This window comes from Paraburkholderia sp. GAS32 (assembly GCF_050434225.1).
In the GTDB taxonomy this organism is placed as follows: domain Bacteria; phylum Pseudomonadota; class Gammaproteobacteria; order Burkholderiales; family Burkholderiaceae; genus Paraburkholderia; species Paraburkholderia madseniana.
The window spans coordinates 26,605-52,857 of record NZ_JBNPVS010000030.1; the positions used below are offsets into that span (position 1 = coordinate 26,605).

Sequence of the window (26,253 nt, forward strand, 5' to 3'; positions counted from 1 at the left end):
TGTATCAGGGCAACGGCGCATAAGACGCTTTTGTGACGGGCCGTTACTCGGGCCGATGACCGGAAACGCCTCCGTTCCGGACATCGGCCCGTCACGCTTTCCCTGACGGGCGCGCTTTGGGTAATGCAGCGAAACAGATTGATACGTTCCGTGTAACGACGCTCCTTAGGGTATTGGAGTATACTTCGCGCTATGGAATAAAAAGTCCCGATTGGGATTTTCAATCGAATAGAAGATCACCATGTTGAAGCAGCGCACTATCAAATCAATCGTCAAGACAGTCGGCATCGGCCTGCACTCCGGCCGCAAGGTCGAACTGACGCTCCGCCCGGCGGCGGCGAACACTGGCATTGTGTTTTCGCGCGTGGATTTGCCCACGCCGGTGGATATCCCCGCGTCGGCGATGGCGATTGGCGATACGCGTCTGGCTTCCGTACTGCAGAAAGACGGCGCGCGCGTGTCGACCATCGAGCATTTGATGTCCGCATGCGCAGGCCTCGGCATTGACAATCTTTATATCGACGTCACGGCTGAAGAAATTCCGATCATGGACGGCAGCGCGGGTTCGTTCGTGTTTCTGATTCAGTCGGCCGGTATTGAAGAACAGAACGCGCCGAAGAAATTCATCAAGGTCACCAAGCCGGTTGAAATTCGTGACGGCGATAAATTCGCGCGTCTCGATCCGTATTTCGGTTTCAAGCTCAAATTCACCATCGATTTCCGTCACCCGGCTGTGGATAAAACCGGCCAGGCGCTGGAAGTGGATTTTGCCAATACGTCGTATGTGCGGGAAATCGCCCGTGCGCGTACGTTCGGCTTTGCGCATGAAGTGGAAATGATGCGCGAACTCGGTTTGGCGCGCGGTGGCAGCATGGATAACGCCATCGTGCTGGACGAATACCGCATTCTGAACAACGACGGCCTGCGTTACGACGACGAATTCGTGAAGCACAAGATGCTCGACGCGATCGGCGATCTGTACGTGGTCGGCCATCCGTTGCTGGCTTCGTACACGGCATACAAGTCGGGCCACGGCCTGAACAACGCGCTGCTGCGCGAGTTGCTGGCGCATGAAGATGCGTACGAAATCGTCACGTTCGACGACACGCAGAAGGCGCCGCGCGGCTTTGCGTACGAAACGCAGACGGCATTTGCGTAATTTGTGTAGCGCCTTCGGCTGAAATGTCCGAAACGAATGGATGAAAAATAAGCGGCCCTTCTGGGCCGCTTATTTTTTTGTTCAGCGATTTCTCCGATGCCGCGCTGCCATTTTCGCCAAAGCTTCCTGCAGCGGCGAGGGCGCGAGCGATTGGGAGAGCGCGTGCAGCGCGTCCGCGCCGACTGGCGTCATGCGTGCCTGTTTGACCGGCGGCGGCTCCTTCAAAGGCTGCGGCCGCACGCGAATTCTCAGCGCGTTGACCGGCCAGCCACGCTGCTGCAGATCGGACAGCAACCTCGGCTCGATCTGGCGCAGGCGGGCGGCCAGCGCGTTGTGCGCGGCAAATAGGGCCAGCACGCCTTCCTTGATGAAGCTGGGCTCCACGCTCGTGGCCAGATAATCCGGCAGCAGCTCGCGCAAATCCTTTTCCAGCGCCGCAATTTGCTCGACGCCCGCGCGCAGGGCCACGAATGCGTCGGTGCGATTCAGCACTTCGGCGACGGGCTGCGGGCGGCGCGCTTTGAACTGCTTGGGCGGCGGCCTTGAAAAGGACGGAATACGGCTCATGTTCGATAGTGACGGCGCGTTCGCACCCTATGTGCGTTCACGCCGCGATTGTACCGCGCGGGATGCACGCGGACCCGCCTCAATGCGTACCGTCGGACGTCGCTGCGGCGGGCTTTCTGTGCCTTGCCGGCGTCGCACGGCTGACACAGGCGCGGGCGGGGGCGCGTGCTAAAATGCGCGATTCGGTGCGACACGCACGCTCGTGTCCGTTAGCTCACGTTACGAGCATCGACTGTAGTAGATGTGCTTTAGGCCCTTCGGGGCACTTTCTAGTAGCTGAGTGTGTGGCCCCTCGGGGTTGCGCCCCATATTTTTGTGAAGCGTGATTCGGGCCATCTCGGCCGATTGATCGCATTGTATTGACCTGATTACCGTCAGGTCCCGCCCAGTCAGCGGCTTCATCTCCGCCGACTGGGCGGGGTGATGTATGCAATTTCCTGCGCCGTCATCGGCAACGGATTCGCGAACTGATACGAGCGAAAGCTCGGTGTGTCATTGTTCGACCTCGTCAGTTTTACGGCGAGGGTAGTGAACCTGCTGTACGACCAGCAGTAGCCTAGGAAGACACGCGTCACTGGCAACGGTGGGGTATGAAGCTCTTCTGACAATGTAGCCCCCGGATGTTTCGGGCAAATCGGTTCCGCGAGGATACGGTTTGGACACTCCCAGCAGCAACGGGGTTGAGGCGCTAGGCTGGCTGATAGGGTTAACGGAAGTGAACTGCTGATAAACCTCGTTAGCATTGCAGTGCCTAAGCTGCTGTCAGGCACTAACCAAAAGGTGTGCGGTTGGATAGCCCGCTCGAATCTCGGGCTACGTCGTTGTCAACGCCGCCGGGGAATAGGCAGAACCTAAGTCAGTCGTGTGACATGCCGGGAACGTGGTAAGCCTGTATGGTTGCCAGCGCATTAAGGCTGGCAGGCGAACCGTAAGGGACGCTGTTGATTGTGCAGGTATGGGAGGACGGAAAAAGCGAACGTCGGGCTGTAATGGCCCGGATAGGGGTTGAGACATCACCCCACGCGAAAGCGGGCAGACTTCCGTCTGGTCTACCGTCGCGAGACGCCTGACTAGCCCTTTAGCTGGATAGAGTGAACGTCGGCCTTGTCTAGCCGTATATGCATACGTTTAGTCATTGCTGAATATTTTTACCCCCTTGCGGGAGCAGATCGCTCCCGCAAGGGGCGATCTGTTCTCCGTTCGGGATTCATTTCTTCGAGCAGGAGAGCAGCATGAAAGTATCTGGTCGAAAGACCGGATCTGCGCTTTCCCACGCGCCAGACAGCTGGTACGCCGTAGATTGGCGTCGGGTTGAACGGAACGTGAGAGGGATGCAGATTCGAATTGCGAAGGCGACGCGGGAAGGTGACTGGCGCAGGGTGAAAGCCCTGCAACGGATGCTGACCCGCACGTTGTCTGCAAAGCTGTATGCGGTACGACGTGTTACGCAAAACCAGGGTGCGCGAACGGCTGGAGTCGATCGCGAGCTATGGGATTCGCCTGAAAGCCGGTGGGAAGCCATCGGCAGGTTGAAGCGGCGCGGATACAAGCCTCTGCCATTACGGAGAGTCTTCATCCCCAAGGCAAATGGGAAGGAACGTCCACTGGGCATTCCGACCATGCGGGACAGGGCGATGCAAGCTCTGTATCTGCTGGCCTTGGAGCCAGTGTCGGAATCGACGAGCGACCTGAACTCTTACGGGTTCAGGCTGAATCGTTCGACAGCCGACGCGATGTCCCAAATCCGCGTCTGTATGTCCCAAGAGGCCTCGGCCAAGTGGGTCCTAGAAGCGGACATCAAGGGGTGCTTCGACCACATCAGTCATGACTGGCTGGAAAACAATGTCCCGATGGACAGAGGAATCCTCCGGAAATGGTTGAAGGCTGGCCTGATTTATCAAGGCCAGCTACGGGCGACTGAGGCCGGTACGCCGCAGGGAGGCATCATCTCCCCGACGTTGGCGAACGTAACGCTGAACGGGCTGGAACGAGAACTGGTGGCGCATCTCGGTGCAAAACTGGGGATCATGAAAGCTAGAAGGCTGAAGGTGAATGTGGTGCGGTACGCGGACGACTTCGTGATAACCGGTGACTCGAGAGAGATACTGGAGCAAGAGGTCCGACCTTGGGTGGAGGCATTCCTTGCGGTTCGAGGGCTGCAGTTATCGGAGGAGAAAACGCGGATCACTCACATTGATGACGGCTTCGATTTCCTTGGGTGGAATTTCCGGAAGTACACGGGAAAGATGCTCATCAAACCGAGCAAAAAGAATGCGCAAGCGTTCTACAGCAAGGTGGCGGAAACGATTAGCAGCAACAAGACGGTGAAGCAGGAGGACATGATCCGACTGTTAAACCCAATGTTGCGCGGGTGGGCGCAGTATCACCATCCGGTTACGGCCAAAAAGGCGTACACCCGCATGGAGCATCTGGTGTTCCGGAGGCTCTGGTGGTGGTCCAAGCGGCGGCATCCGCGAAAGAGCAGCAGTTGGGTGCGACAGAAGTACTTCCACTCAATCGACGCTCGACAATGGGTGTTCGCGGTCCGGACGGTTCGGGACGATGGCAGTTGGGGCCTGACAGAGTTGTACCAACTCAGCGGTACGGCGATCAGGAGACACAAGAAGATCCAAGGAGAATTTAATCCCTTTGATCCGAAGTGGGAGCAATATGGCGAGCAACTGCGGCAGACGCGTCTGTGGGACTCGATGCGTTACCGGAAACAGTGGGCAAAGCTGTACATGTCGCAGAGCGGGTTGTGTGCGCTCTGCGGCTGTGCCCTGACGGACGACACAGGCTGGCACGACCATCATCTGGAATATCGGATGCACGGCGGGTCAGACAAGTTGTCCAACCGGGTTCTGCTTCACCCGCACTGTCACCAGCAGGTACACGTTGGTAAACTTGCAGTAACTAAGCCGGTTCTGTCGTAGACAGAACTTTGTTTGTAGATTTGAGCCGTATGCGGGGAAACTCGCACGTACGGTTCTCGGGGGGCCCGATCTTCGTAAGAAGGTCGGGCTACCCGACAATTCACTCTTGGACTAAGCCGCCGAGGCCCTTCCGACCCCGGAGCGCACGTGCATGAACTGCACGCCGCGAACCAGCCGAAGCCGCGACGCAGACACCGATCCGATGACCACCGGTTTTCTACAGAAGATTTTTGGCAGCCGCAACCAGCGGCTAGTCAAGCAATATCAAAAGACCGTCACGGCGATCAATGCGCTCGAGCCGCAGATCGAGCAATTGACGGATGATCAACTGCGCGCCAAAACGGGTGAATTCCGCCAGCGCGTCGCGAGCGGCGAGTCGCTCGACAAGCTCCTGCCGGAGGCCTTCGCGGTGTGCCGCGAGGCCAGCAAGCGGACGCTGAAAATGCGCCACTTCGACGTGCAGTTGATCGGCGGCATGGTCCTGCACTACGGCAAGATCGGCGAAATGCGCACCGGCGAAGGCAAGACGCTCGTCGCTACGCTCCCGGTGTACCTGAATGCGCTGTCCGGCCGTGGCGTGCACGTCGTCACCGTCAACGATTACCTGGCCCAGCGCGACGCCGAATGGATGGCGCGTCTGTACAACTTCCTCGGTCTGTCGGTCGGCATCAATCTGTCGCAGATGGATCACGGCGCGAAGCAGGAAGCGTACGCCGCTGACATTACCTACGGCACCAACAACGAATTCGGCTTCGACTACCTGCGCGACAACATGGTCTACGAGACCGATGCGCGTGTGCAGCGAGCCCTGAATTTCGCGGTGGTCGACGAGGTCGACTCGATCCTGATCGACGAAGCCCGTACGCCGCTGATCATCTCCGGCCAGGCCGAAGATCACACCGAACTCTACGTGCGCATGAATGCGCTGCCGCCGCTGCTCGAACGCCAGATCGGCGAAGAGAAAGCGGACGGCACCGGCGTCGAAAAGCCGGGCGACTACACGTTGGACGAGAAAGGCCGCCAGGTCTTCCTGACGGAATCGGGCCACGAAAAGGCCGAGCGTCTGCTCGCCGAATGGGGCCTGATTGGCGAAGGCGAAAGCCTGTACGCGCCGCAGAACATCACGCTGATGCACCACGTGTACGCCGCACTGCGCGCGCACACGCTGTTCTTCAAGGATCAGCACTACGTCGTGCAGAACGGCGAAGTCGTGATCGTCGACGAATTCACCGGCCGTTTGATGTCGGGCCGCCGCTGGTCGGATGGCTTGCACCAGGCTGTCGAGGCGAAGGAACACGTCAAGATCCAGAGCGAGAACCAGACGCTCGCGTCGATCACGTTCCAGAACTACTTCCGTATGTACGCGAAGCTGTCCGGCATGACCGGCACGGCCGACACCGAAGCGTACGAATTCAACGAGATCTACGGTCTCGAAACGGTCGTGATCCCGACCAACCGTCCGCCGAAGCGGATCGACAAGCAGGATCAGATCTACAAGACCGCCAAGGAACGCTATGACGCGGTGATCCGCGACATCCGCGATTGCCACGAGCGTGGTCAGCCGGTGCTGGTCGGCACGACCTCGATCGAAAACTCGGAACTGCTCTCGCATCTGCTGAAGCAGGCCGGGTTGCCGCACGAAGTGCTGAACGCCAAGCAGCACGCGCGTGAAGCCGAGATCGTCGCGGAAGCGGGCCGTCCGAAGCGGGTCACGATCGCCACGAACATGGCCGGTCGCGGTACCGACATCGTGCTCGGCGGCAATGCCGAAAAACAGGCGTCCTTCATCGAAAAGGACGAAACGCTTTCTGAAGACGAGAAGCAACGCCGTATCCAGAAGCTGCACGACGAATGGCAGGCGCTGCACGATCAGGTGAAGGCCGCGGGCGGTCTGCACATCATCGGCACCGAACGTCACGAGTCGCGCCGGATCGACAACCAGTTGCGCGGCCGTGCCGGCCGTCAGGGCGACCCGGGTTCGTCGCGTTTCTATCTGTCGCTGGAAGATCCGCTGCTGCGCATTTTCGCGGGCGATCGCGTGCGCGCGATCATGGACCGCCTGAAGATGCCGGAAGGCGAAGCGATCGAGGCGGGCATCGTGTCGCGTTCGATCGAATCGGCGCAGCGCAAGGTTGAAGCGCGCAACTTCGACGTTCGCAAGCAATTGCTCGAATACGACGATGTGTCGAACGACCAGCGCAAGGTGATTTATCAGCAGCGCAATGAATTGCTCGAAGCGAACGACATCACCGAAACGATCGGCGCGATGCGCGGCGGCGTGATCGCCGATATCGTTCACCAGTTCGTGCCGGCCGGCAGCATCGAAGAGCAGTGGGACGTGCCCGAGCTGGAGGAAGTGCTGCGCAACGAATGGCAGCTCGACCTCGCGATCCAGGAAATGATCAACGAGTCGAACTCGATCAGCGCGGACGAGATTCTCGAAGCTGTCGAAGCCGCCGCGGACGAAGCGTACGAATCGAAGGTTGAACAGGTCGGCCGCGAATCGTTCAGCGCGTTCGAACGCTCAATCATGCTGCAAACGCTGGACCGTAGCTGGCGCGAACATCTGGCCGCGCTCGACCACCTGCGCCAGGGTATCCATCTGCGCGGGTATGCGCAGAAGAATCCGAAACAGGAATACAAGCGCGAGGCGTTCGAACTGTTCGCCGCGATGCTCGACGCCGTGAAGCTCGAAGTCACCCGGGTGGTGATGAACGTGCAGATCCAGTCGCCGGAACAGCTGGAACAGGCCGCCGAGCAATACGAAGAGCAAGGCAGCCACCTCGAAAACGTCGAGTTCCGTCACGCCGAATTCGCCGAAGCGGCAGCAGCAGCGCCTGCCGCTGCGGAAGCGGCTACCGCCGCCATGATCGGCGACGCGATGAGCCACGGCTCTTCGCACGCCATTGGGTCGGACGTGAGCGTGGACAACGTGCCGAAGGTTGGCCGTAACGACCCGTGCCCGTGCGGCAGCGGCAAGAAGTACAAGCAGTGTCACGGCAAGATCGCATAATGCCGAAAAGCGGCGCGCTTTAAGCGCGCCGCTTTGTTTTACACGATGTTTTGTTGATGATTTCGCGGTGGTTCGGCTAGAGGCTCGAGCCATCAGTTACCGATCCCTCGATGCCGGCGCCACGCCGGCATTTTCTTCGACAGGTCGCGACCATGGCTGTCAATTTCCCCTCGATCGATCCCGCTCAACTTCACCCTGTCGCCGGCGTCACGCTGGGCTGGGCGGAAGCGAATATCCGCAAGCCGAACCGCAAGGACGTGCTGGTCATTTCCGTTGGCGAAGGCGCGACGGTTGGCGGCGTGTTCACACAGAACCGTTTTTGCGCCGCACCGGTCACGGTGTGCCGTGAGAATCTGGAGCGCGTGCGCGCGGGCGGCAAGCCGATTCGCGCGCTGGTGATCAACACGGGCAACGCGAACGCGGGCACGGGCGAACCTGGCCTCGTGGCCGCGCGCGAAACCTGCGTCGAGCTGGCGCGCCTCGTGGACATCGCGCCGGAACAGGTGTTGCCATTTTCGACTGGCGTGATTCTGGAACCGCTGCCGGTTGATCGTCTGAAGGCGGGTCTGCCCGCGGCGCTGGCGAACCGCAAGGAAGCCAACTGGTACGACGCCGCCCAGGCGATCATGACCACGGATACCTTGCCGAAAGCCACCTCGCGTCAGGTCGCGATCGACGGCCACACGGTCACGCTCACCGGTATCAGCAAGGGCGCCGGCATGATCAAGCCGAACATGGCGACCATGCTCGGCTTCCTCGCGTTCGACGCTGCCGTCGCGCAACCGGTGCTCGACGCGCTGGTCAAGCACGTGGCGGACCGCTCGTTCAACTGCATCACGATCGATGGCGATACGTCGACCAACGATTCTTTCATCCTGATCGCCTCGGGCAAATCGAGCCTGCCGGCGATCACGTCCACCGATTCGCCCGCTTATGCAGCGCTGCGCGACGCGGTGACCGAAGTCGCCCAGACCTTGGCCCAACTGATCGTGCGCGACGGCGAAGGCGCGACCAAATTCATGACCGTGCATGTCGAAGGCGGCTCGAGCGTCGGCGAATGCCGCCAGATCGCGTACGCGATCGGCCACTCGCCGCTCGTGAAGACGGCCTTCTATGCATCGGATCCGAATCTCGGCCGCATTCTCGCGGCCATCGGCTATGCCGGCGTGGACGATCTCGACGTCGGCAAGATCGATCTGTATCTGGACGACGTGCTGGTCGCCACCGCCGGCGGCCGCAATCCGGCCTACCGTGAAGAGGACGGTCAGCGCGTCATGAAAAAGAGCGAGATCGGCATTCGTGTCGTACTCGGCCGCGGTAATGCGCAAGCCACGATCTGGACTTGCGATCTGTCGCACGATTACGTGAGCATCAACGCCGACTATCGTTCGTAACCAGGTTTATTGCGCGGCGTTTTGGCCGCTTACCTTACAGCCATGGACAAACTCGAAAAGTTTCTGACCCGGGCAGAAGCCGTACTCGTCCGCCTCGAAGCGATGCTTCCTCCCGCCGAACCGGAGATCGACTGGTCGGCAGCGGTCGCCTTTCGCTGGCGCAAGCGTCAGGGGCGCGGCTATCTGCAGCCGGTGCCCGCCATTTCGTCGATCACGCTCGGCGACCTGCAAAACATCGATCGCCAGAAAGGGTTGATCGAGCAGAACACGCTTCAGTTCGTGCGTAAGCAGCCGGCCAACAACGTACTGCTGACGGGTGCGCGCGGCACGGGCAAGTCGTCGCTGATCAAGGCTTGCCTGAACGCCTATGCGAAAGACGGCCTGCGCCTGATCGAAGTGGATAAAGACGATCTGCACGATCTCGGCGACATCGTCGATCTGATCGCGCAGCGGCCGGAGCGCTTCGTGGTGTTCTGCGACGACCTGTCGTTCGAAGATGGCGAGTCGGGCTACAAGGCGCTGAAGGTCGCGCTCGACGGCTCGATCGCTGCGCAGTCAGACAACGTGCTGATCTACGCAACGTCCAACCGCCGCCATCTGCTGCCCGAGTACATGAGCGACAACGAGACGTACAAGCACATGGCCGACGGCGAGATTCATCCGGGCGAACTGGTCGAAGAAAAGATCTCGCTGTCCGAGCGCTTCGGCCTGTGGGTCAGCTTCTATCCGTTCAAGCAGGACGACTACCTGTCGATCATCGGTCACTGGCTGCGCCATTTCGGCTGCGACGACGCGGAAGTCGAAGCGGCGCGCGGCGATGCGCTGGTGTGGGCGCTGGAGCGCGGCTCGCGCTCCGGGCGCGTCGCGTGGCAATTCGCTCGCGACTGGTCAGGACGGAAGACCCCGGCATGAACGATGCGCAGAAGAACGTGGCTGGCCGCCCGGTGACTGAAGTCGCCGTCGGCGTGCTGATTCAGCCGGATGGACGCTATCTGCTGGCGCAGCGCCCGGCAGGCAAGCCGTACGAGGGGTACTGGGAGTTTCCGGGTGGCAAGCTGGAGGCGGGCGAGTCGGTCGAGGCCGCGCTAGCCCGCGAGCTGCACGAGGAACTGGGTATCGACGTCAAGACGAGCCATCTTTGGCACACGCTCGAACACGATTACCCGCACGCCTACGTGCGGCTGTTCTTCTGCAAGGTCACGCAGTGGTCCGGCGAACCGCACGGCCGCGAAGGCCAGGCATTTGTGTGGCAGGCGCTGCCGGCGGATGTCTCGCCACTGTTGCCGGCGACGATCCCCGTGCTGGAATGGCTCGCGGCTGAGAAAAACTAGGGAAATTATCGGCGGTTTTAAACGGCGCTGCGTGCGCAGCGCCGTCCTGCGCAACTGCAACACGCCGCGCATGCGGTGTGCGTCTGCAACCTGCAGTGCTCAATGCGGGGTGTAGTCCCCGCCAGGCGATTCATCAGACGGCGTTTCTTCCTCCGTGCCGCCTATCTTGTACTTCTCAGCGGCCCAGGCGCCGAGGTCGGTCTGCTTGCAGCGGTCAGAGCAGAACGGGCGGAAGCGGCTTTCTGGAGTCCAGCGGACATCCTTGCCGCAAGTGGGGCATTTGACGACGGTAGGCATACGGTCAGGCAGTCAATCGGAAACGGAACAAGTTACGAATATAGGGGCATTTTTCGCCGCTTTAAAGGCGCGGCCCCGCGATTCAGTTCTACAGGGCAAGCGTTACAGGCTGCAAAGCGTGAGCTGGAACGGCACGTCGACATCCACCGCGCGCGGACGCAAATCGCCGTCCTGCACCGTGAATCGCACCCAGAGCATGTACTTGTTAGCGCTAGCCTCCGGAATCACCCGCAATTCAGGTGCCACCCGTACCTGCATCAACTGGTATGAACGGCCCGACAGCATCTGCTGATAGCTGCCCTGCATCGCCATGACCTTGGACGCCTGACCCGATTCGCGCGCGAGGCGCAACACGATTGTTGCCGCATCGCGCAACGGCAGCAGCGGCGTCACCCATTTGGCGATATCCTGCCGACGCTGATCAGGATGGATCTGCTGCCACGCGTAGTACGAAGGCAAATCGAACTTGCAGGTGCCGCCCGGGATGATCGCGCGGCTGCGGATGCTGGCAAGCCACTCGTTGTCCGCCAGATGCTGGCCGGTCTTGCCCTGCATCTGTGAAAGCCCTGACAAGGTCTGCTCGATTTCCCCTAGCACGGCCTCCAGCGCGTTCTGCTCGATCCCCGGATTGCCCCGGAACGGCGCCAGAGTTTGCCGTTGGCGCTCGAGCTCCTTCATCAGATCGGACTTCAGATCCGCGCGACCTGCAACCTCAGAGATTTCGAACAACGTTGTCAGTGCGACGTGATGTTCCCTGGCGTCTTCCTGAGTCAGAAAGAACGTGAAGCGCTCGAACAGATCTTCGAGGCGCAATAGCGTCCGGATTCGCTCGTTGAAGGGATACTCGTAAAGGATCAAGCGGGCTCGCCTCGGGCGTGGTCGGTGACGGGAATGCAGAACATTCTAATGCCGTGAGACTACCCTAGCAATCACGCACTTTTTCAGCGCGCTTTCGCAACTTTTTTCACGTGTTTCAGGCGGTTTGGCGCGTGCTTTGCATGCGTGCCGCTGCATGGCTGAGCAAACCACGCACGCTACAAGCCATGTTCAGCGTATTCTCACGCGCTCGCTAGGGACAGATAGACGCGATGCTGTGCATCGACCTGCGTCTTGAGTGCGTCGAGCGGCGCGTTGTCGTTGTCGTTGTCGATGATGTCGTCGGCTGCGGCGAGGCGTGCTTCGCGCGTCGCCTGGCGGGCGATGATCGCCAGCACCTGTTCACGGCTAAAGCCGTTGCGGCTCATCACGCGAGAGATTTGCGTCTCGACGCTGCAATCGACCGTCAGCACACGATTCACGCGCGTCTTCCAGCTACCTGACTCCACCAGCAACGGCACTACTACGATCACGTACGGCCCTTGCGCCTCGCGCTGCTCGCGTTCGGTCTCCGCACGAATCAATGGATGCGTGATGCCTTCGAGGCGTTTGCGCGCGCCGTCGTCGCTGAATACCAGCGTGCGCATGCGGGTGCGGTCGAGCGAACCATCTGCCGCCACGAACGAATTGCCGAACTCCGCGGCAATCTGCGGCATCGCAATGCCGTGCGGCGCCGTGATGCGGTGCGCAATCAGGTCCGTGTCGACCAGCGGCACGCCGTGCGCGGCGAACAGGTCAGCCACGGTCGATTTGCCGCTGCCGATGCCGCCGGTCAATCCCACAGCAAACATGCTTCAGCCTCCCAACGCCAGATAAAGCGGTGTGCCGAGAAATAGCGTAACAGCACCTCCCGCTGCAAGAAACGGCCCGAACGGTAGGGGTTCTTCGAAGCGCATGCGGCCGCGCCACGTCGCCGCGAGGCCGACCACCGCGCCAGCGACCGCCGCGATCAGCACGATCTGCGGTAGCGCTGCCCAGCCGAGCCACGCGCCGAGCGCCGCCAGCAGTTTGAAATCGCCATAACCCATCCCTTCGACGCCGCGCACCAGACGGAACAGCCAATGCACGACCCACAGCACCAGATAGCCGAAGATCGCGCCAAGCACGGCATCGTGGAGGTTCGCGAACATGCCGTTGAAGTTCACGATCAAGCCGGCCCACAGGAGCGGCAGCGTCATCGAGTCCGGCAGCAGGTGGGTGTCGATGTCGATCGCGCTCATTGCGAGCAACGCGGCGCACAGTCCGAAGGCGGCGAGTGCCATGCCGGTCGGCCCATACAGCGCGAGCGCCCCGGCCGCGAAGGCGGCGCTGGCAATTTCGAGCAGCGGGTAGCGCAGGCTTACGCGTGTCTTGCATGCGGAGCAGCGCCCGCGCAACAGCAGATAGCTCAGCACCGGCAGGTTCTCCCACGCGCTGAGCACATGGCCGCAATGAGGGCACGCACTGCGTGGCACCCACAGGTTGTAGCGGGCGGGCAAGCCGTCGTCTTCGAGCGCTTGTTCGGTGGCCTCGCTGACTTCCTCGCGCCACGCACGCTCCAGCATGATCGGCACCCGATGCACGACCACGTTCAGGAAACTGCCGATCACCAGACCGAACACGATCGCGAATGCGATCTGCAGGCCGTTGGGCAAGCTGCCGAACGCCAGGCCGAGACTGGTTGTGACGTGGCCGGACAGCAGGCCCGAAAACAGGCTGGAAGAAGTATCTGACACGGGCGGAAGGGTAGCCTGCATATAAAGGGTGGGATTCGGCTGCGATGCTACACCACGTTGCCGAGTTGAATAATGGGAAGATACATCGCGATCACCAGGCCGCCGACCAGCGTGCCCAGCACGATGATGACAAGCGGTTCGCACAGGCTCGAGAGCGTGCCGATCTTTTCGTCTACCTGACGATCGGCGAGCGACGCCACATCGATCAGCATCGTGTCGAGCGCCCCGGACTCCTCGGCAACCGCAACCGGCTGCACTACCTCCGGTGGAAAGCAGTGCGCCGCGTGCATCGCGGCGGCGAGCCGTTCGCCGCGCCGCAGCCGGGCGGCGATCTCCACCGTGGCGCGATCGAAGAAAGCGTTGCCGGTGGCGTGAGTCAGTGAATCGAACGCATCCGCGAGCGGTGTGCCGGCCGACAGCAAGGTACCGAGTGCGCGGCTCCAGCGCGCCGCGCACAACGTGCGCAGCAATGAACCGGCGACCGGCATTGTCAGCGATAAGCGGGCGAACCGAATGCGCGCAGCTTCGGAACGTCGCAGCAGAAACGTCATAGCCGAGCCCGCGGCGAAAACCGTGACGACCAGAGGAATGCTCCAGCGCGCGGCACCCGCCGACAAGGCCAGCACGAACTGCGTGGGCGCGGGCAGTTTCGCGCCGAAGCCATCGAAGATCTGCTTGAAAGTCGGCACGACCCACACCAGCAACGCGGCGGTAATTGCGATCGCAAGCAACAGGATCGCGACCGGGTAGGTGAGCGCCGCGCGCACCTTGGCACGCTGCGCGGCAGCGCGTTCACGGTCGTCGGCGATCCGGGCGAGGACGGCCGGCAGCGCGCCGGCTGCTTCGCCGACTTCGACAAGTTGACAGTACAGCGCGTTGAACTGCGCAGGATGCCGCTGCAATGCTGCGGAGAAGCGCAGGCCACCGGTGATGTCGCGTGCCAGTGCGCCGACGATCCGCGGCATACCTTGGCGGCGCGAATCATCCGCTTGCGCCAGCAGTTCTAGCGAAGGCGCGAGTGGTAAGCCGGCGCGCAGCAGACTGGCGAGTTGGCGTGTGAACACCGTGACGTCGGTGGTGCGGGTTTGAGGGCGTGGCGCGTGCCCGCGTGCCGCGAGTTCGACGATGAACAGCTTTTCGCGCTTGAGTATGGCTCGTGCGGTGCTGACGTCCGGCGCAATGAGCGCACCGGTTTTCTGTACGCCGTCGGCATCGACGCCGCGCCATCTGAAACGCATCTCGGGCGTTGGGGGTGGGTGAGTCGTCGCTGTGTTCATGTGACCTCGGTGGCGGCCAGCGCTTCGGTCAGGCTCGTCGTGCCGTCGCGTACACGCGCCAGGGCTGCGTCGCGCAAGGTGGCGACCTGTTCGGTTTGCGCGAGCCGGGCCAGCTCATGGGTGCCTGCGCGTGCCACGATCAACTCGCGCATCGCATCGGAGACCGGCATCACCTGGTGAACTCCGACGCGGCCGCGGTAGCCGATGCCGTGGCAGGCTTCGCATCCGGTGGCGGCGAATGGTTGCCAACCGTCGAGACGATCGTCGCCGAAGCCCGCTGCTCGCAGCGCCGCTGCCGATTGCGGCGCCGGTGCGCGGCATGCCACGCAGAGTCGCCGCACCAGCCGCTGTGCCGTCACCATCCTTAGCGCGGCGGCCAGGTTGTAAGGCTCGACGCCGATGTCGATCAGGCGCGCGACAGCAGCAGGAGCGTCGTTCGTATGCAAGGTGGACAGCACCAGGTGACCGGTTTGCGCTGCCTTCACGGCAACATCGGCGGTTTCGTCGTCACGGATTTCGCCGACCATGATCACATCGGGGTCCTGACGGAGAAACGCACGCAGCGCCACCGCGAACGTCAGGCCAGCCTTTTCGCGCACGCTCACCTGATTGATACCCGCCAGTTGAATCTCCGCCGGATCCTCTACCGAGCACAGATTGCGCGCCTCGTCGTTGAGCATGTGCAGGAAGCAGTACAGCGAAAGCGTCTTGCCGCTACCGGTGGGCCCGGTGACGAGTACGAGGCCGTGCGGCGCGCGAATCGCGGCATCGACGGCTTCACGTTGCCGTAGATCGAGGCCGAGCGAGTCGAGCGATAGATCGGTGGGCAGTGCGTCGAGCCTGCGTAACACCAGCTTTTCGCCGAACAGCGTAGGCAGCGAGTTGACGCGATAGTCTTCGACGCGACCGGGCGACGTGGCAATACGCAGCCGTCCGTCCTGCGGTACGCGCCGCTCGGCGATATCCATGCGCGCCAGCACCTTCACGCGCGTGATGAACGCATCGCGCAGATGCGCAGGGGGCTGAGGGATTTCATGCAGTACGCCGTCGATACGCAAACGCACGCGCCAGCCGTGCTCCGCCGGCTCGATGTGCAGGTCCGACGCATTGCGGCGGGTTGCCTCCTGCAAGGTGTCGGTCAATAGGCGTACGGCAGGCGCGTTGTCGGAATCGGGGAGACTCGAGTTGAGGTTGGAGCTGGCACTGGTGTCGGCCGCAAAGGCGTTATGTCTGGGTTTCGCTGGACTTTCGCTATCGACGGCGACAGGCCGCAACGACGCCGCGCGTTGAAAAGAATCTTGCATGAGAGACCGGTGATGAGCCGCCTGTAGAACACGACGACTCCATCATCCGGTAACGCCGCAGGCACCACCATTCAGCCAATCGGCTAATGGCGCGTTTCGAGCCGATGTGCGACGCTGCGCAGCGTGTAGGCCTTAACCGCGCGCCGCCTTGACGGCTTTCGCGCCCGTGCGAGTGGGCGGTTTGAACAGCTTGACGGTGCGGATCGCCTGGTCGTCGCTGCGCATCACTTCGAGTTTCACCTCGCGGATCTGCACGCAAACGTCGCCGTCCGGAATCTCTTCGAGAATCTCGAGGATCAGGCCGTTGAGCGTTTTCGGTCCGTCGGTCGGCAGCGTGAGATGCAGCCAGCGGTTCAGTTCGCGCAGCGGCATGCTGCCCGCCACGATACATTCGCCGTTCTCGTTCCATCCGCCGCGCGAATTGGCGCTACGCGGAATCGACGTAGTGAATTCGCCGATCAGCTCTTCGATGATGTCTTCCGGCGTAACCAGCCCTTGCAACTCGCCGTATTCGTTCACGACCAGCGCCGTGCGGTGACGGCTTTCCTGGAAGTACTGTAGTTGCTGGAATACCGGGGTGCCGCTCGGCACGAAATACGGCTCGGCCAGCAGTTCGCGCAGCGTCTCGCGCTCCAGTTCCTGGTTGTGCAGCGCAGCCAGTGTCTTGCGCACGTGGAGCACGCCGAGCACCCGGTCGATGTCGCCTTGATAGACGATCAGCTTGTTGTGATAACAGGTTTCCAACTGATGCAGGATCTGTTCGAACGGTGCGTCAAAGTCGAGCGCTTCGATGCGGCGGCGCGGGATCATCACGTCGTCGACAGAAATGTTTTCGAGGTCGAACAGGTTCAACAGAATGCTGCGGTGCTTGGTCGGCATGAAGCTGCCCGATTCGAGCACGATGGTGCGCAGCTCTTCGGTGGAGAGCCGCTGATCTTGCGCGCCTTTGGTATTGATATGCAGCACGCGCAGGATCGTATTCGCGAACAGATTGACGAACCAGACGAGCGGCTTGCCGACGCGCATCATCGGCGCGATCAGCAGGCTGGCCGGCAGGGCGATCTTCTCGGGGAACGTCGCGCCGACGATCTTCGGCGTGATTTCCGCGAACACGATGATCAGGAACGCAACGATGCCGGTCGCGATCGACAGCACTACATTGTTATGGCCGAAGGTATGCAGCGCGATCGAGGTGGTGAGCACCGGGATGATCGTGTTGAACAGATTGTTGCCGATCAGGACCACGCTCAACAGTTGGTCGGTGTGCGCGAGCAGGCCCTGAGTGGTCTTTGCGCCGAGCGCATTCTGGTTGGCAAGGTGTTTCAGGCGATGGCGGTTGATCGCCATCATCGCCGTTTCGGAAATCGAAAAGAAGCTGGAGCAGATAAGCAGCAGAAAGACGGCGCCGATCTGCGCCCATAAGGGAAGTTGTTCCACGCGTAGTGAAGGATAGGGGACGGGATGGAGAGAATATAGCAGAGGGGGCTGGGCGAGCCGCCTCCGCGGATGGTCTATGAAGACTGGGACAAATCGTATGTTGTGGCAAGGCGTCGGCGGGGCACAAAAAATCGCGACCCAAAACAAAAAAACCGCCAAGCAAGCTGGGCGGTTTTTCGAGCCTTGAACTAACAAGGCAAATCTGGTCGGGGTGAGAGGATTCGAACCTCCGGCCTCTACGTCCCGAACGTAGCGCTCTACCAGGCTAAGCTACACCCCGATTTGGTACTGGACTCTTACGGTGTTTCAGTCTCGTTCAAGACTGTCTTGCCGTCGAGTAAGAACATAATTCTAGCAGGCTATCTTTGAAAATGGAATCCGGAAATGAAGAAATTGCTGCAGCTGCGGCCATCGCTTCCTGCTTCGCGCACTCGAGTGTGTGATCCAGCGCGCCGGAACGCGTGATCGCCTCGAAAATGGTGTCGAAACGATCGGTGCCGCCTTGCTCGATGGCTTCCCGCGCGAGCGCCGACTGCTCGGGCGTGCCGCGTTCGATCAGGTAAATCAGCGGGAGCGTGGGTTTGCCTTCGCGCAGATCGTCGCCGGCGTTCTTGCCCATCGATTCAGCCGTGCCCGTGTAGTCGAGCCAGTCGTCCATGATCTGGAACGCGGTGCCGATGCGGCGGCCGAATTCCGCCGCGGCGGCTTCCGTCTTGGCGTCCGAACCGGCCAGCACCGCGCCGAGCTGGGCTGCAGCTTCGAACAGCTTGGCGGTTTTGTAGCGGATCACCTGCATGTAGCGCGCTTCGTCCACGTCGGCGTCGTGCATGTTCAGCAGCTGCAGCACTTCGCCCTCGGAGATGATGTTGGTCGCCTCTGACAGGATTTCCATCACGCGCATCTTGCCCACGCCGACCATCATCTGGAACGAGCGAGAGTAGAGAAAATCGCCGACCAGCACGCTCGCAGCGTTGCCGAACAGCGCATTGGCCGTCTGGCGGCCGCGCCTCAGATCGGATTCGTCGACTACGTCGTCGTGCAGCAGCGTGGCCGTGTGAATGAATTCCACCACCGCGGCGAGTTCGTGCCGATGCCCGGTGGTTTCGCCCAGTGCGCCCGCCACCAGCAGCAGTAGCGCTGGCCGCAGCCGTTTGCCCCCGGCGCTGATGATGTACTCGGAGATCTGATTGATCAGCATCACGTCGGACGCCAGACGGTGCCGTATGACGCGATTGACCTGCTGCATGTCTTCGGCGATCGGAGCGAGCAGGCTGGCGGCGTTGGAGGAGGGGGTGGCAGTCGACGACATGATGGCTGAATTGGGTAGTGCCGCGAATTATAAGGCGAATCGCGACAGTTCCGGGTCGCAGGCTGCGGCACGGCGCGACGGAGGCAACGGCCAGGCCGTGTGCCGGGGCTGGACGGCAAGGCGCCGGGCGGTGCGCGCGGCGACTCTCAATGAGTTTTGACCGAGCAGCTAACTCTATGTATAATCACGGGTTTCCGCGCGCGGTGCGTGGGAAAAATGAACACAGAGTGAGGTTCTCAATGTACGCGGTCATAAAAACCGGTGGCAAGCAGTATAAAGTTGCCGTCGGCGAAAAACTTAAAGTAGAACAGATACCGGCAGACATTGACGCTGAAATCACGCTCGACCAGGTTCTCGCAGTGGGCGAAGGCGAATCGATTAAGTTCGGTACGCCACTGGTCAGTGGGGCTTCCGTCAAGGCTACCGTCGTGTCGCAAGGTCGTCACGCAAAAGTGACCATCTTCAAGATGCGTCGCCGGAAGCACTACCAGAAGCATGGCGGCCACCGCCAGAACTATACCGAACTGCGCATCGACGCGATCAACGCGTAAGCGCAACGGTTAAGGAGCAAATCAAATGGCACACAAAAAGGCAGGCGGATCATCCCGCAACGGCCGCGACTCTGAATCGAAGCGTCTCGGCGTCAAGGTTTACGGCGGTCAGGCCATCAACGCTGGCGGCATTATCGTTCGCCAACGTGGCACGCGCATGCACCCGGGCGAAAACGTCGGTATCGGCAAGGATCACACCTTGTTCGCGCTGACGGACGGCCACGTCAATTTCTCGACGAAGGGCGCAGCGAAGAAGCACATGGTCAACGTCGTCCCGGCAGCAGTCTGAGTTTAATCAGGCACGGGCTTCAGGACCGGAAAAAGGCCCCGCGAAGTTCGCGGGGCTTTTTTTATTGCAGCGCTTTTTGTCCGAAGAATTGGCGGATTGCACGGCCAAATCGGCGCGGTTAGCCGATCGGCCGATTGCCCACCGCACGGCGGGCGCGGCAAAATAGCAGCATCTGAAAGCATCAACCCAGCAGCACCATCTAGCAGCACACCACGGGACGGAGTTACGCATGAAGTTCATTGACGAAGCGAGGATTGAAGTCATCGCCGGCGACGGAGGGGATGGCAGCGCGTCGATGCGCCGCGAGAAATTCGTTCCGTTCGGCGGCCCGGATGGCGGCGACGGCGGCCGGGGCGGCAGCGTGATCGCGGTTGCAGACCGCAACATCAACACGCTGATCGACTACCGCTACGCGAAAAAACATTTGGCGCGCAACGGCGAAAACGGCCGCGGCGCGGACTGCTACGGCAAGGGCGGCGACGACATCACGCTGCGCATGCCGGTCGGCACGACTATCACCGATATGGAAACCGGCGAGCTGATCGCCGATTTGACCGAGCACAACCAGAGCGTGCAAATCGCGCAGGGCGGTGCGGGCGGTCTCGGTAACCTGCATTTCAAATCCAGTACGAACCGCGCGCCGCGTCAGAAAACCGACGGCAAGCCCGGCGAGCGCCGTATGGTGCGCCTCGAATTGAAGGTGCTGGCCGACGTCGGTCTGCTCGGAATGCCGAACGCCGGCAAGTCGACCTTCATCTCGTCGGTGTCGAACGCGCGGCCGAAGATCGCGGACTATCCGTTCACGACGCTCGCGCCGAATCTCGGCGTGGTACGTGTTGGGCCGAGCCGCAGCTTCGTAATTGCCGACATTCCTGGCCTGATCGAAGGCGCGGCGGAAGGCGCCGGCCTGGGTCACCAGTTCCTGCGTCACCTGCAGCGCACCGGCTTGCTGTTGCATATCGTCGACCTCGCGCCGTTCGACGAAGCCGTCGATCCCGTCGCGGAAGCCAAGGCGATCGTCAACGAGCTGCGCAAGTACGACGAGCTGCTCTATGAGAAGCCCCGCTGGCTGGTGCTCAACAAGCTCGACATGGTGCCCGAAGACGAGCGCGAAGCGCGCGTGTCGGCCTTCCTTGAAGGCTACGGTTGGGAGGGCCCGGTGTTCGAAATCTCTGCGCTGACCGGTCAGGGTTGCGAAAGTCTTTGCTACGCGGTGTATGACCACATCGCCGCGCATTCGGACGCGCAGCGCGCGGCGGAAGCCGAAGATCTCGCTGCTGACGTGCGTTTCCGCGCAAAGCCGGAAGCACCGGCCGCTGCGTCGGACGACTCGAGCGTCGACCCGCAGCAGTAATAACAAGCCTGAGCGCCGGCGCCTGCACGGGCTGCCGGCATGCATCACGCGTCATCTTGGGAGACCGCGCACAATGCGTTCCGTCATCGCAGATTCACGGCGATTGGTAGTGAAAGTCGGCTCGAGCCTCGTTACGAATGACGGGCGCGGCCTCGATCATGCTGCAATCGGCCGCTGGGCCGCGCAGATTGCAGCACTGCGCGCGCAGGGCAAGGAAGTGGTGCTGGTCAGTTCGGGTGCTATTGCCGAAGGGATGCAGCGGCTCGGCTGGACCAAGCGGCCACGCGAAATCGACGAATTGCAGGCGGCCGCGGCTGTCGGTCAAATGGGTCTCGCGCAAGTCTACGAAAGCCGCTTCGCCGAGCATTCGATCCAGACTGCGCAGATTCTGCTGACCCACGCCGATCTGGCCGACCGCGAACGCTATCTGAACGCGCGTTCCACGTTGCTGACCCTGCTGCGTCTGGGCGTCGTGCCGATCATCAACGAGAACGACACGGTCGTTACCGACGAAATCAAGTTCGGCGACAACGACACGCTAGGCGCCTTGGTCGCCAATCTGATCGAAGGCGATGCGCTCATTATCCTCACCGATCAGCAGGGGCTTTTCACCGCAGACCCGCGCAAGGATCCGAACGCGACGCTCGTTCAGCAGGCGGATGCCGGTGCGCCGGAGCTCGAAGCAATGGCGGGCGGCGCGGGTTCGAGCTTGGGCCGAGGCGGCATGCTGACCAAGATTCTCGCGGCCAAACGCGCGGCGCACAGCGGCGCCAATACGGTAATCGCGAGCGGGCGTGAAGCAGACGTGTTGTCACGGCTTGCCTCGGGTGAGGCGATCGGCACACAGTTGATCGCGCGCACTGCACGCATGGCGGCGCGCAAGCAATGGATGGCCGATCATCTGCAGGTGCGCGGCCACGTGGTGATCGACGACGGCGCAGTCGAAAAGCTGACCGAAGGCGGCAAGAGTTTGCTGCCGATCGGCATCGTCGGTGTGCAGGGCGCGTTTGCGCGCGGCGAAGTGATCGCTTGCCTGAGCGCGGCAGGGCGTGAAGTAGCGCGCGGCCTGACGAACTACAGCAGCGCGGAAACCAAGCTGATCCAGCGGCGTCCGAGCGGCGACATTGAATCGGTGCTCGGCTATATGCTGGAGCCTGAGGTGATTCACCGCGACAACCTTGTGCTGGTCTGACTCCCGAGCACGGTTCGCACGACAGAAAAAAAGCCGTTCCGGCGTGAGCTGGAACGGCTTTTTCACATTCGCGGCGGCTTCCACATTCGAAGAAGGACGCTCGCGAAAACGGCCTTAGTGAATCAACGAGGTCTGCGTGCGCTTGTAGCGGATGTTCTCGACAATTTGCTTGGCGTTGCCCGTGGGCATCTTGTTCGCACACAGGTAATCCTGATACAGCGCAGCCTGATAGGCGTTCAGCGCGCCATTCTCAATGCGCCTGAAGTCGTTGGCGACGGTTTGATCCCAGCCGTCGTGATCGGCGTTCAGCCCCGCGTACTGGCGCCATTCATACGTATCGCAGCGAATCCCTTCGTAGTTCACGTTGCGCGCGCCGCTCGGGCTCGTTACGACGACGGTGTAGCGCACCACGCCGTCGGTCCCGACGGTAAGCGAATTTCTATCGATCGCGAAATGCAGCGGCGTATTGCCCGAAACCTCGAAGGGCAGAAGATTCGAGTCTTGCGGCAGCGGCGGCAAGGCGTCCACCTTGTTTTCAACCCAGGTGCTCGGCCGGTCCAACAGGTAGGCAAACTCGCTGTCGTCTTTATTGGTAGGTTTGCCGGCGCTCGAACATCCAGCCAGCAGGGCGCCGGTGGCGACGCACGCCACGACGAGAGCAAGTGCTTTCAATATGGTTTCCTCGAAACACTGGTGCGGCTCATTGAGCCGCACCAGCAGAAGCGGCGTGGACAGCCGCACAGAATTGTTAATTGCGCACGCCAGGGCGGAACAGCGAGCCGGCGGTTTCGCGCTCCGATTCGTCTTCGTGTTCCGACGCGGAGCCAACTTCGGCAACCGACCCGGAGCCCGGACCGCAATCAGACGCGAACGTCGTGTGAATCGACGTTTCGATGCTGACTGTGGTCACCGAGGTGGTGACCGTCATCATCGTCGAATCCGGCGGACTTTCCATCGACGACGCTATCCGGGGATAACGCGGCCCATGGTGCCCGCCAGGTTTTTCCGCACGCGGCGCAGCCCGGCGCATGAAACGGGATAGCTCCGTCAGCGCCAACTGATACACATCCCGCTTGAACTCGATCACACAGTCGAGCGGCACCCAGTACTCGTTCCAGCGCCACGCATCGAACTCAGGGTGGTCGGTGGCGCGCAAGCAAATGTCGCAATCGCGTCCAACCATCCGGAGCAAGAACCAGATTTGTTTCTGGCCGCGGTAATGACCGCGTACTTCGCGCTTGATGAACTTGTCAGGCACCTCGTAACGCAACCAGTCGCGCGTGCGACCGATCACCTTGACGTGCTCAGGAAGCAGCCCGGTTTCTTCGTGTAACTCCCGATACATCGCTTGCACGGGGGTCTCTCCGTACTTGATGCCCCCTTGCGGAAACTGCCAGGAATGTTCACGGAGCCGTTTGCCCCAAAACACCTCGTTGTGCGCGTTCAAGAGGATGATGCCGACGTTCGGGCGAAAGCCTTCACGATCCAGCATACAACCACCTTCGAATCCTTTAAAATTGCTTTGATTATAAACAGATAACGGACCCGACGCACCGATTCGCACCAGATTGGAACGATTCGCCGCAAAAGGCCCGCGTTTGCGGTAGCCTGTCAGTCTTTCCGTGCCTTATCCCTTGCTGCAAAGGCTTTGCGCGGCGGCTTCGGCGCCGCGATCGGGCCGGTTTTGCCGGGGTTTTGCCTGGTATACGCGGACCATTTGCCGGGTCTGAGCCGGATTCCTGGACAGACTTTGGCCGGGTATGTGGCAAGTCCGTGCCGGCGCGAGGCCGGGTCTGTGTCGGTTTCCCCACCGTTTTCACCTTTCGGGCGGTCCCTCCGGAGCCGCCGCTTTTGGAAAATCTGAATGAAAGCTTCCCGTTTCTTTATCGGCACACTGAAAGAAGCGCCCGCCGACGCCGAGATCGTCAGCCACAAGCTCATGGTGCGCGCCGGCATGATCCGCCGCGTTGCCGGTGGCATCTATAACTACCTGCCCATCGGCCTGCGTTCGATCCGCAAGGTGGAAGCCATCGTGCGCGAAGAAATGAACCGGGCAGGCGCGATCGAACTGTTGATGCCTTCGGTGCAGCCGGCTGAACTGTGGCAGGAATCGGGCCGTTGGGAAAAGTACGGCCCCGAACTGCTGCGCTTCAAGGATCGCAAGCAATCCGATTTTGTGCTCGGACCGACCCACGAAGAAGTGGTCACGGATATCGCGCGCGGCCAGATCAAGAGCTACCGCCAGTTGCCCGTGAACTTCTATCAGATCCAGACGAAGTTTCGCGACGAGATCCGTCCGCGTTTCGGCGTGATGCGTGGCCGCGAGTTCATCATGAAAGACGCGTACTCGTTCGACAAGGACGCGGAAGGCCTGCGCGAGTCGTATCGCAAGATGTACGACGCGTACGTGCGTATCTTCACACGCCTCGGCCTGGATTTCCGCGCAGTGGCAGCGGACAACGGTTCGATCGGCGGCAGCGGCTCACACGAATTCCACGTGATCGCCGACACCGGGGAAGACGCGATCGCGTATTGCCCGACCTCGGAGTTCGCTGCGAACGTTGAGGCGGCCGAAGCGTTGCCGCTGTACGCGGAACGCGCAGCGCCGACCGAAGAGATGAAGAAGACCGCGACGCCGGGCAAAGCAAAGTGCGAGGCCGTGGCCGAGCTGCTGAACATCCCGCTCGAGCGCACCATCAAGTCGATCATTCTCGCCACGGAAAACGAAGGCGCCGAACCGACCATCTGGTTGCTGATGCTGCGCGGCGATCACGAGCTGAACGAGATCAAGGCAAGCAAGCTGCCGGGTCTGGCGGACTTCCGCATGGCGACCGAAGCCGAGATCATCGAGACCTTCGGCACGCCGCCGGGTTATCTCGGCCCGATCAACACGAAGAAGCCGATCAAAGTCGTCGCGGATCGCACAGTCGCGAACATGAGCGACTTCGTGGTGGGTACGAACGAAGTGGATTACCACACCACCGGCGTGAACTGGGGCCGCGATCTGCCGGAGCCGGTCATCGCCGATATCCGCAATGTGAAGAAGGGGGATCCGTCGCCGGACGGCAAGGGCGTGATCGACATCTGCCGTGGCATCGAAGTCGGCCACGTGTTCCAGCTCGGCAAGAAATACTCGGAAGCGATGAACGCGACCTGTCTCGACGAGAACGGCAAGCCGCAGCCGATGGAAATGGGCTGCTACGGCATCGGCATCACGCGTATTCTGGGCGCGGCGATCGAACAGAATTTCGACGACAAGGGCATCATCTGGCCGGAGTCGATCGCACCGTTCGAGGTCGTGCTGTGCCCGATGGGTTACGACCGCAGCGAAGCCGTGCGTGAGCAGGCCGACAAGCTGTACGCGGAACTGGTCGAAGCCGGTGTCGACGTGATCCTCGACGATCGCGGCGAACGTCCGGGCGTGATGTTCGCCGACTGGGAGCTGATCGGCGTGCCGCATCGTCTGGTGATCGGCGATCGTGGTCTCAAGGACGGCAAGCTCGAGTATCAAGGCCGCCGCGACGCTGAAGCGACGCTGCTGCCGGTCGAAGACGCCGCCCAAACGGTGATCGGCAAGGTTCGCGCAGCATTGGCGCAATAAGCGGAGCGGACGGTGGAGTACACCTTCGTATCCGCGACCGTCCTGCTGATTCTGATCACCGATCCGCTCGGCAATATTCCGCTCTTTATCAGTTGTCTGCGCAGCGTATCGCCTAAGCGGCGCACGATCGTCATTCTCCGCGAGGTGGCGATCGCCTTCGCGATCCTGCTGGTCTTCATGGTGGTCGGCGACCGCTTCCTGCGCATGATGAGTCTGACGGACCAGTCTTTGCGCATCGGTGGCGGGATTGTGCTGTTTCTGATTGCGCTCAGGATGGTGTTTCCGCATCCTGACGGTCCGTTCGGCGGTGACACGCGCGGCGGCGAGCCGCTCATTGTGCCGCTTGCCATTCCGGCACTGGCTGGCCCGTCGGCGCTGGCGACGGTGATGCTGCTGACGTCGCAGGCGCCCGGCAAGATGTTCGAGTGGATCGGCGCGCTGACCGTCACGATGGTCGTCTGCGCGATCGTGCTGATGTTGGCCGAGCGCATTCAGGCGTGGCTCGGCGAGCGCGCGATGATGGCCTTTGAACGGCTGATGGGATTGGTGCTGGTGGCGATCTCAGTCGAAATGATGCTCGGGGGTATCCGCTCTTTTGTGCATCAACTTTGAGTGAGATCGGGTGCGGGGTTCAGCACGTTAGCGCAACAGTGC

At 61.4% G+C, this 26,253-nt stretch carries 23 protein-coding genes and 1 tRNA gene; 12 read left to right on the top strand and 12 right to left on the bottom strand.

The window, feature by feature from the left end; genetic code table 11:
* Nucleotides 1–241 precede the first annotated feature (241 nt).
* Complete coding sequence (gene lpxC / locus P3T25_RS30315) at nt 242–1,159, top strand: UDP-3-O-acyl-N-acetylglucosamine deacetylase (RefSeq protein ID WP_097390468.1); 918 nt, start codon at nt 242–244, stop codon at nt 1,157–1,159.
* Nucleotides 1,160–1,240: 81 nt separating this feature from the next.
* Here lpxC and P3T25_RS30320 read toward each other — a convergent pair whose 3' ends face one another.
* Nucleotides 1,241–1,726 carry a DciA family protein gene (locus P3T25_RS30320; protein WP_054040773.1) on the bottom strand — a complete coding sequence of 162 codons (486 nt, stop codon included), beginning with the start codon at nt 1,724–1,726 and terminating at the stop codon, nt 1,241–1,243.
* A 1,232-nt stretch (nt 1,727–2,958) separates the two neighbouring features.
* On the opposite strand from P3T25_RS30320, the gene ltrA reads away from it, so the two are divergent.
* The 5 genes from ltrA (at nt 2,959) to P3T25_RS30345 (ending at nt 10,397) form a co-directional block, all read left to right on the top strand.
* Nucleotides 2,959–4,659, top strand: coding sequence for a group II intron reverse transcriptase/maturase (ltrA, locus tag P3T25_RS30325; protein WP_429360554.1), 1,701 nt, complete (start codon nt 2,959–2,961; stop codon nt 4,657–4,659).
* Between the two features lie 202 nt (nt 4,660–4,861).
* Nucleotides 4,862–7,672, top strand: a complete 2,811-nt coding sequence (secA, locus tag P3T25_RS30330; protein WP_429360631.1) for a preprotein translocase subunit SecA — start codon at nt 4,862–4,864, stop codon at nt 7,670–7,672.
* Between the two features lie 152 nt (nt 7,673–7,824).
* Nucleotides 7,825–9,066 carry a bifunctional glutamate N-acetyltransferase/amino-acid acetyltransferase ArgJ gene (gene argJ / locus P3T25_RS30335; RefSeq protein ID WP_429360556.1) on the top strand — a complete coding sequence of 414 codons (1,242 nt, stop codon included), beginning with the start codon at nt 7,825–7,827 and terminating at the stop codon, nt 9,064–9,066.
* A gap of 42 nt (nt 9,067–9,108) precedes the next feature.
* On the top strand, nt 9,109–9,978 hold the full coding sequence (locus tag P3T25_RS30340; protein ID WP_154558148.1) for an ATP-binding protein: 870 nt from the start codon (nt 9,109–9,111) through the stop codon (nt 9,976–9,978).
* Entirely contained in the window at nt 9,975–10,397 is a 423-nt protein-coding gene (locus P3T25_RS30345; RefSeq protein WP_154558147.1) for an NUDIX domain-containing protein, read from the top strand. Before P3T25_RS30340 ends, P3T25_RS30345 begins: the two co-directional genes overlap by 4 nt.
* Before the next feature lie 99 nt (nt 10,398–10,496).
* Here P3T25_RS30345 and P3T25_RS30350 read toward each other — a convergent pair whose 3' ends face one another.
* The 9 genes from P3T25_RS30350 to P3T25_RS30390 form a co-directional block, all read right to left on the bottom strand.
* The gene (locus tag P3T25_RS30350) at nt 10,497–10,694 is read right to left on the bottom strand and encodes a DNA gyrase inhibitor YacG (protein ID WP_171926742.1); all 198 of its coding nucleotides are present in this window, start codon (nt 10,692–10,694) and stop codon (nt 10,497–10,499) included.
* Nucleotides 10,695–10,796: 102 nt separating this feature from the next.
* On the bottom strand, nt 10,797–11,552 hold the full coding sequence (gene zapD / locus P3T25_RS30355; RefSeq protein WP_030100922.1) for a cell division protein ZapD: 756 nt from the start codon (nt 11,550–11,552) through the stop codon (nt 10,797–10,799).
* 200 nt (nt 11,553–11,752) lie between these two features.
* Nucleotides 11,753–12,361, bottom strand: coding sequence for a dephospho-CoA kinase (gene coaE / locus P3T25_RS30360; RefSeq protein WP_429360559.1), 609 nt, complete (start codon nt 12,359–12,361; stop codon nt 11,753–11,755).
* A 3-nt stretch (nt 12,362–12,364) separates the two neighbouring features.
* Complete coding sequence (locus P3T25_RS30365) at nt 12,365–13,306, bottom strand: prepilin peptidase (protein ID WP_154558144.1); 942 nt, start codon at nt 13,304–13,306, stop codon at nt 12,365–12,367.
* A 26-nt stretch (nt 13,307–13,332) separates the two neighbouring features.
* Entirely contained in the window at nt 13,333–14,562 is a 1,230-nt protein-coding gene (locus P3T25_RS30370; RefSeq protein ID WP_429360562.1) for a type II secretion system F family protein, read from the bottom strand.
* The gene (locus P3T25_RS30375; protein ID WP_171926739.1) at nt 14,559–15,866 is read right to left on the bottom strand and encodes a GspE/PulE family protein; all 1,308 of its coding nucleotides are present in this window, start codon (nt 15,864–15,866) and stop codon (nt 14,559–14,561) included. Before P3T25_RS30375 ends, P3T25_RS30370 begins: the two co-directional genes overlap by 4 nt.
* A 132-nt stretch (nt 15,867–15,998) precedes the next feature.
* A complete protein-coding gene (locus P3T25_RS30380; RefSeq protein ID WP_171926738.1) occupies nt 15,999–17,303 on the bottom strand; it encodes an HlyC/CorC family transporter in 1,305 nt (434 codons plus the stop codon).
* 203 nt (nt 17,304–17,506) lie between these two features.
* A tRNA-Pro gene (locus P3T25_RS30385) sits at nt 17,507–17,583 on the bottom strand.
* Nucleotides 17,584–17,619: 36 nt separating this feature from the next.
* Nucleotides 17,620–18,612 (bottom strand): polyprenyl synthetase family protein, encoded by a 993-nt coding sequence (locus P3T25_RS30390; protein WP_054040757.1) that lies wholly within the window; start codon nt 18,610–18,612, stop codon nt 17,620–17,622.
* 239 nt (nt 18,613–18,851) lie between these two features.
* Between P3T25_RS30390 and rplU the strand changes: the two genes are divergently transcribed.
* The 4 genes from rplU (at nt 18,852) to proB (ending at nt 21,998) form a co-directional block, all read left to right on the top strand.
* On the top strand, nt 18,852–19,163 hold the full coding sequence (gene rplU, locus P3T25_RS30395) for a 50S ribosomal protein L21 (RefSeq protein ID WP_007180329.1): 312 nt from the start codon (nt 18,852–18,854) through the stop codon (nt 19,161–19,163).
* Between the two features lie 25 nt (nt 19,164–19,188).
* Nucleotides 19,189–19,452 carry a 50S ribosomal protein L27 gene (rpmA, locus tag P3T25_RS30400; protein ID WP_007180330.1) on the top strand — a complete coding sequence of 88 codons (264 nt, stop codon included), beginning with the start codon at nt 19,189–19,191 and terminating at the stop codon, nt 19,450–19,452.
* A 229-nt stretch (nt 19,453–19,681) separates the two neighbouring features.
* The gene (gene cgtA, locus P3T25_RS30405) at nt 19,682–20,806 is read left to right on the top strand and encodes an Obg family GTPase CgtA (RefSeq protein ID WP_154558140.1); all 1,125 of its coding nucleotides are present in this window, start codon (nt 19,682–19,684) and stop codon (nt 20,804–20,806) included.
* 73 nt (nt 20,807–20,879) lie between these two features.
* A complete protein-coding gene (gene proB / locus P3T25_RS30410; RefSeq protein WP_093645233.1) occupies nt 20,880–21,998 on the top strand; it encodes a glutamate 5-kinase in 1,119 nt (372 codons plus the stop codon).
* A 114-nt stretch (nt 21,999–22,112) separates the two neighbouring features.
* On the opposite strand, the gene P3T25_RS30415 is transcribed toward proB, so the two are convergent.
* Together P3T25_RS30415 and P3T25_RS30420 are read right to left on the bottom strand one after the other, a co-directional pair.
* Nucleotides 22,113–22,670, bottom strand: coding sequence for a CNP1-like family protein (locus P3T25_RS30415; protein ID WP_154558139.1), 558 nt, complete (start codon nt 22,668–22,670; stop codon nt 22,113–22,115).
* 76 nt (nt 22,671–22,746) lie between these two features.
* Nucleotides 22,747–23,490, bottom strand: a complete 744-nt coding sequence (locus P3T25_RS30420) for an RNA pyrophosphohydrolase (protein WP_154558138.1) — start codon at nt 23,488–23,490, stop codon at nt 22,747–22,749.
* 372 nt (nt 23,491–23,862) lie between these two features.
* Between P3T25_RS30420 and P3T25_RS30425 the strand changes: the two genes are divergently transcribed.
* Nucleotides 23,863–25,599, top strand: a complete 1,737-nt coding sequence (locus P3T25_RS30425) for a proline--tRNA ligase (RefSeq protein ID WP_154558136.1) — start codon at nt 23,863–23,865, stop codon at nt 25,597–25,599.
* 12 nt (nt 25,600–25,611) lie between these two features.
* On the top strand, nt 25,612–26,211 hold the full coding sequence (locus P3T25_RS30430) for a MarC family protein (RefSeq protein ID WP_171926736.1): 600 nt from the start codon (nt 25,612–25,614) through the stop codon (nt 26,209–26,211).
* The last annotated feature ends 42 nt before the right edge of the window (nt 26,212–26,253 follow it).

Bases quoted from the DNA above. Each gene is read 5' to 3' on its own strand.
- lpxC (WP_097390468.1), top strand. From the start codon at position 242: ATGTTGAAGCAGCGCACTATCAAATCAATCGTCAAGACAGTCGGCATC.
- P3T25_RS30320 (WP_054040773.1), bottom strand. From the start codon at position 1,726: ATGAGCCGTATTCCGTCCTTTTCAAGGCCGCCGCCCAAGCAGTTCAAA.
- ltrA (WP_429360554.1), top strand. From the start codon at position 2,959: ATGAAAGTATCTGGTCGAAAGACCGGATCTGCGCTTTCCCACGCGCCA.
- secA (WP_429360631.1), top strand. From the start codon at position 4,862: ATGACCACCGGTTTTCTACAGAAGATTTTTGGCAGCCGCAACCAGCGG.
- argJ (WP_429360556.1), top strand. From the start codon at position 7,825: ATGGCTGTCAATTTCCCCTCGATCGATCCCGCTCAACTTCACCCTGTC.
- P3T25_RS30340 (WP_154558148.1), top strand. From the start codon at position 9,109: ATGGACAAACTCGAAAAGTTTCTGACCCGGGCAGAAGCCGTACTCGTC.
- P3T25_RS30345 (WP_154558147.1), top strand. From the start codon at position 9,975: ATGAACGATGCGCAGAAGAACGTGGCTGGCCGCCCGGTGACTGAAGTC.
- P3T25_RS30350 (WP_171926742.1), bottom strand. From the start codon at position 10,694: ATGCCTACCGTCGTCAAATGCCCCACTTGCGGCAAGGATGTCCGCTGG.
- coaE (WP_429360559.1), bottom strand. From the start codon at position 12,361: ATGTTTGCTGTGGGATTGACCGGCGGCATCGGCAGCGGCAAATCGACC.
- P3T25_RS30365 (WP_154558144.1), bottom strand. From the start codon at position 13,306: ATGCAGGCTACCCTTCCGCCCGTGTCAGATACTTCTTCCAGCCTGTTT.
- P3T25_RS30370 (WP_429360562.1), bottom strand. From the start codon at position 14,562: ATGAACACAGCGACGACTCACCCACCCCCAACGCCCGAGATGCGTTTC.
- P3T25_RS30375 (WP_171926739.1), bottom strand. From the start codon at position 15,866: ATGCAAGATTCTTTTCAACGCGCGGCGTCGTTGCGGCCTGTCGCCGTC.
- P3T25_RS30390 (WP_054040757.1), bottom strand. From the start codon at position 18,612: ATGTCGTCGACTGCCACCCCCTCCTCCAACGCCGCCAGCCTGCTCGCT.
- rplU (WP_007180329.1), top strand. From the start codon at position 18,852: ATGTACGCGGTCATAAAAACCGGTGGCAAGCAGTATAAAGTTGCCGTC.
- rpmA (WP_007180330.1), top strand. From the start codon at position 19,189: ATGGCACACAAAAAGGCAGGCGGATCATCCCGCAACGGCCGCGACTCT.
- cgtA (WP_154558140.1), top strand. From the start codon at position 19,682: ATGAAGTTCATTGACGAAGCGAGGATTGAAGTCATCGCCGGCGACGGA.
- proB (WP_093645233.1), top strand. From the start codon at position 20,880: ATGCGTTCCGTCATCGCAGATTCACGGCGATTGGTAGTGAAAGTCGGC.
- P3T25_RS30420 (WP_154558138.1), bottom strand. From the start codon at position 23,490: ATGCTGGATCGTGAAGGCTTTCGCCCGAACGTCGGCATCATCCTCTTG.
- P3T25_RS30425 (WP_154558136.1), top strand. From the start codon at position 23,863: ATGAAAGCTTCCCGTTTCTTTATCGGCACACTGAAAGAAGCGCCCGCC.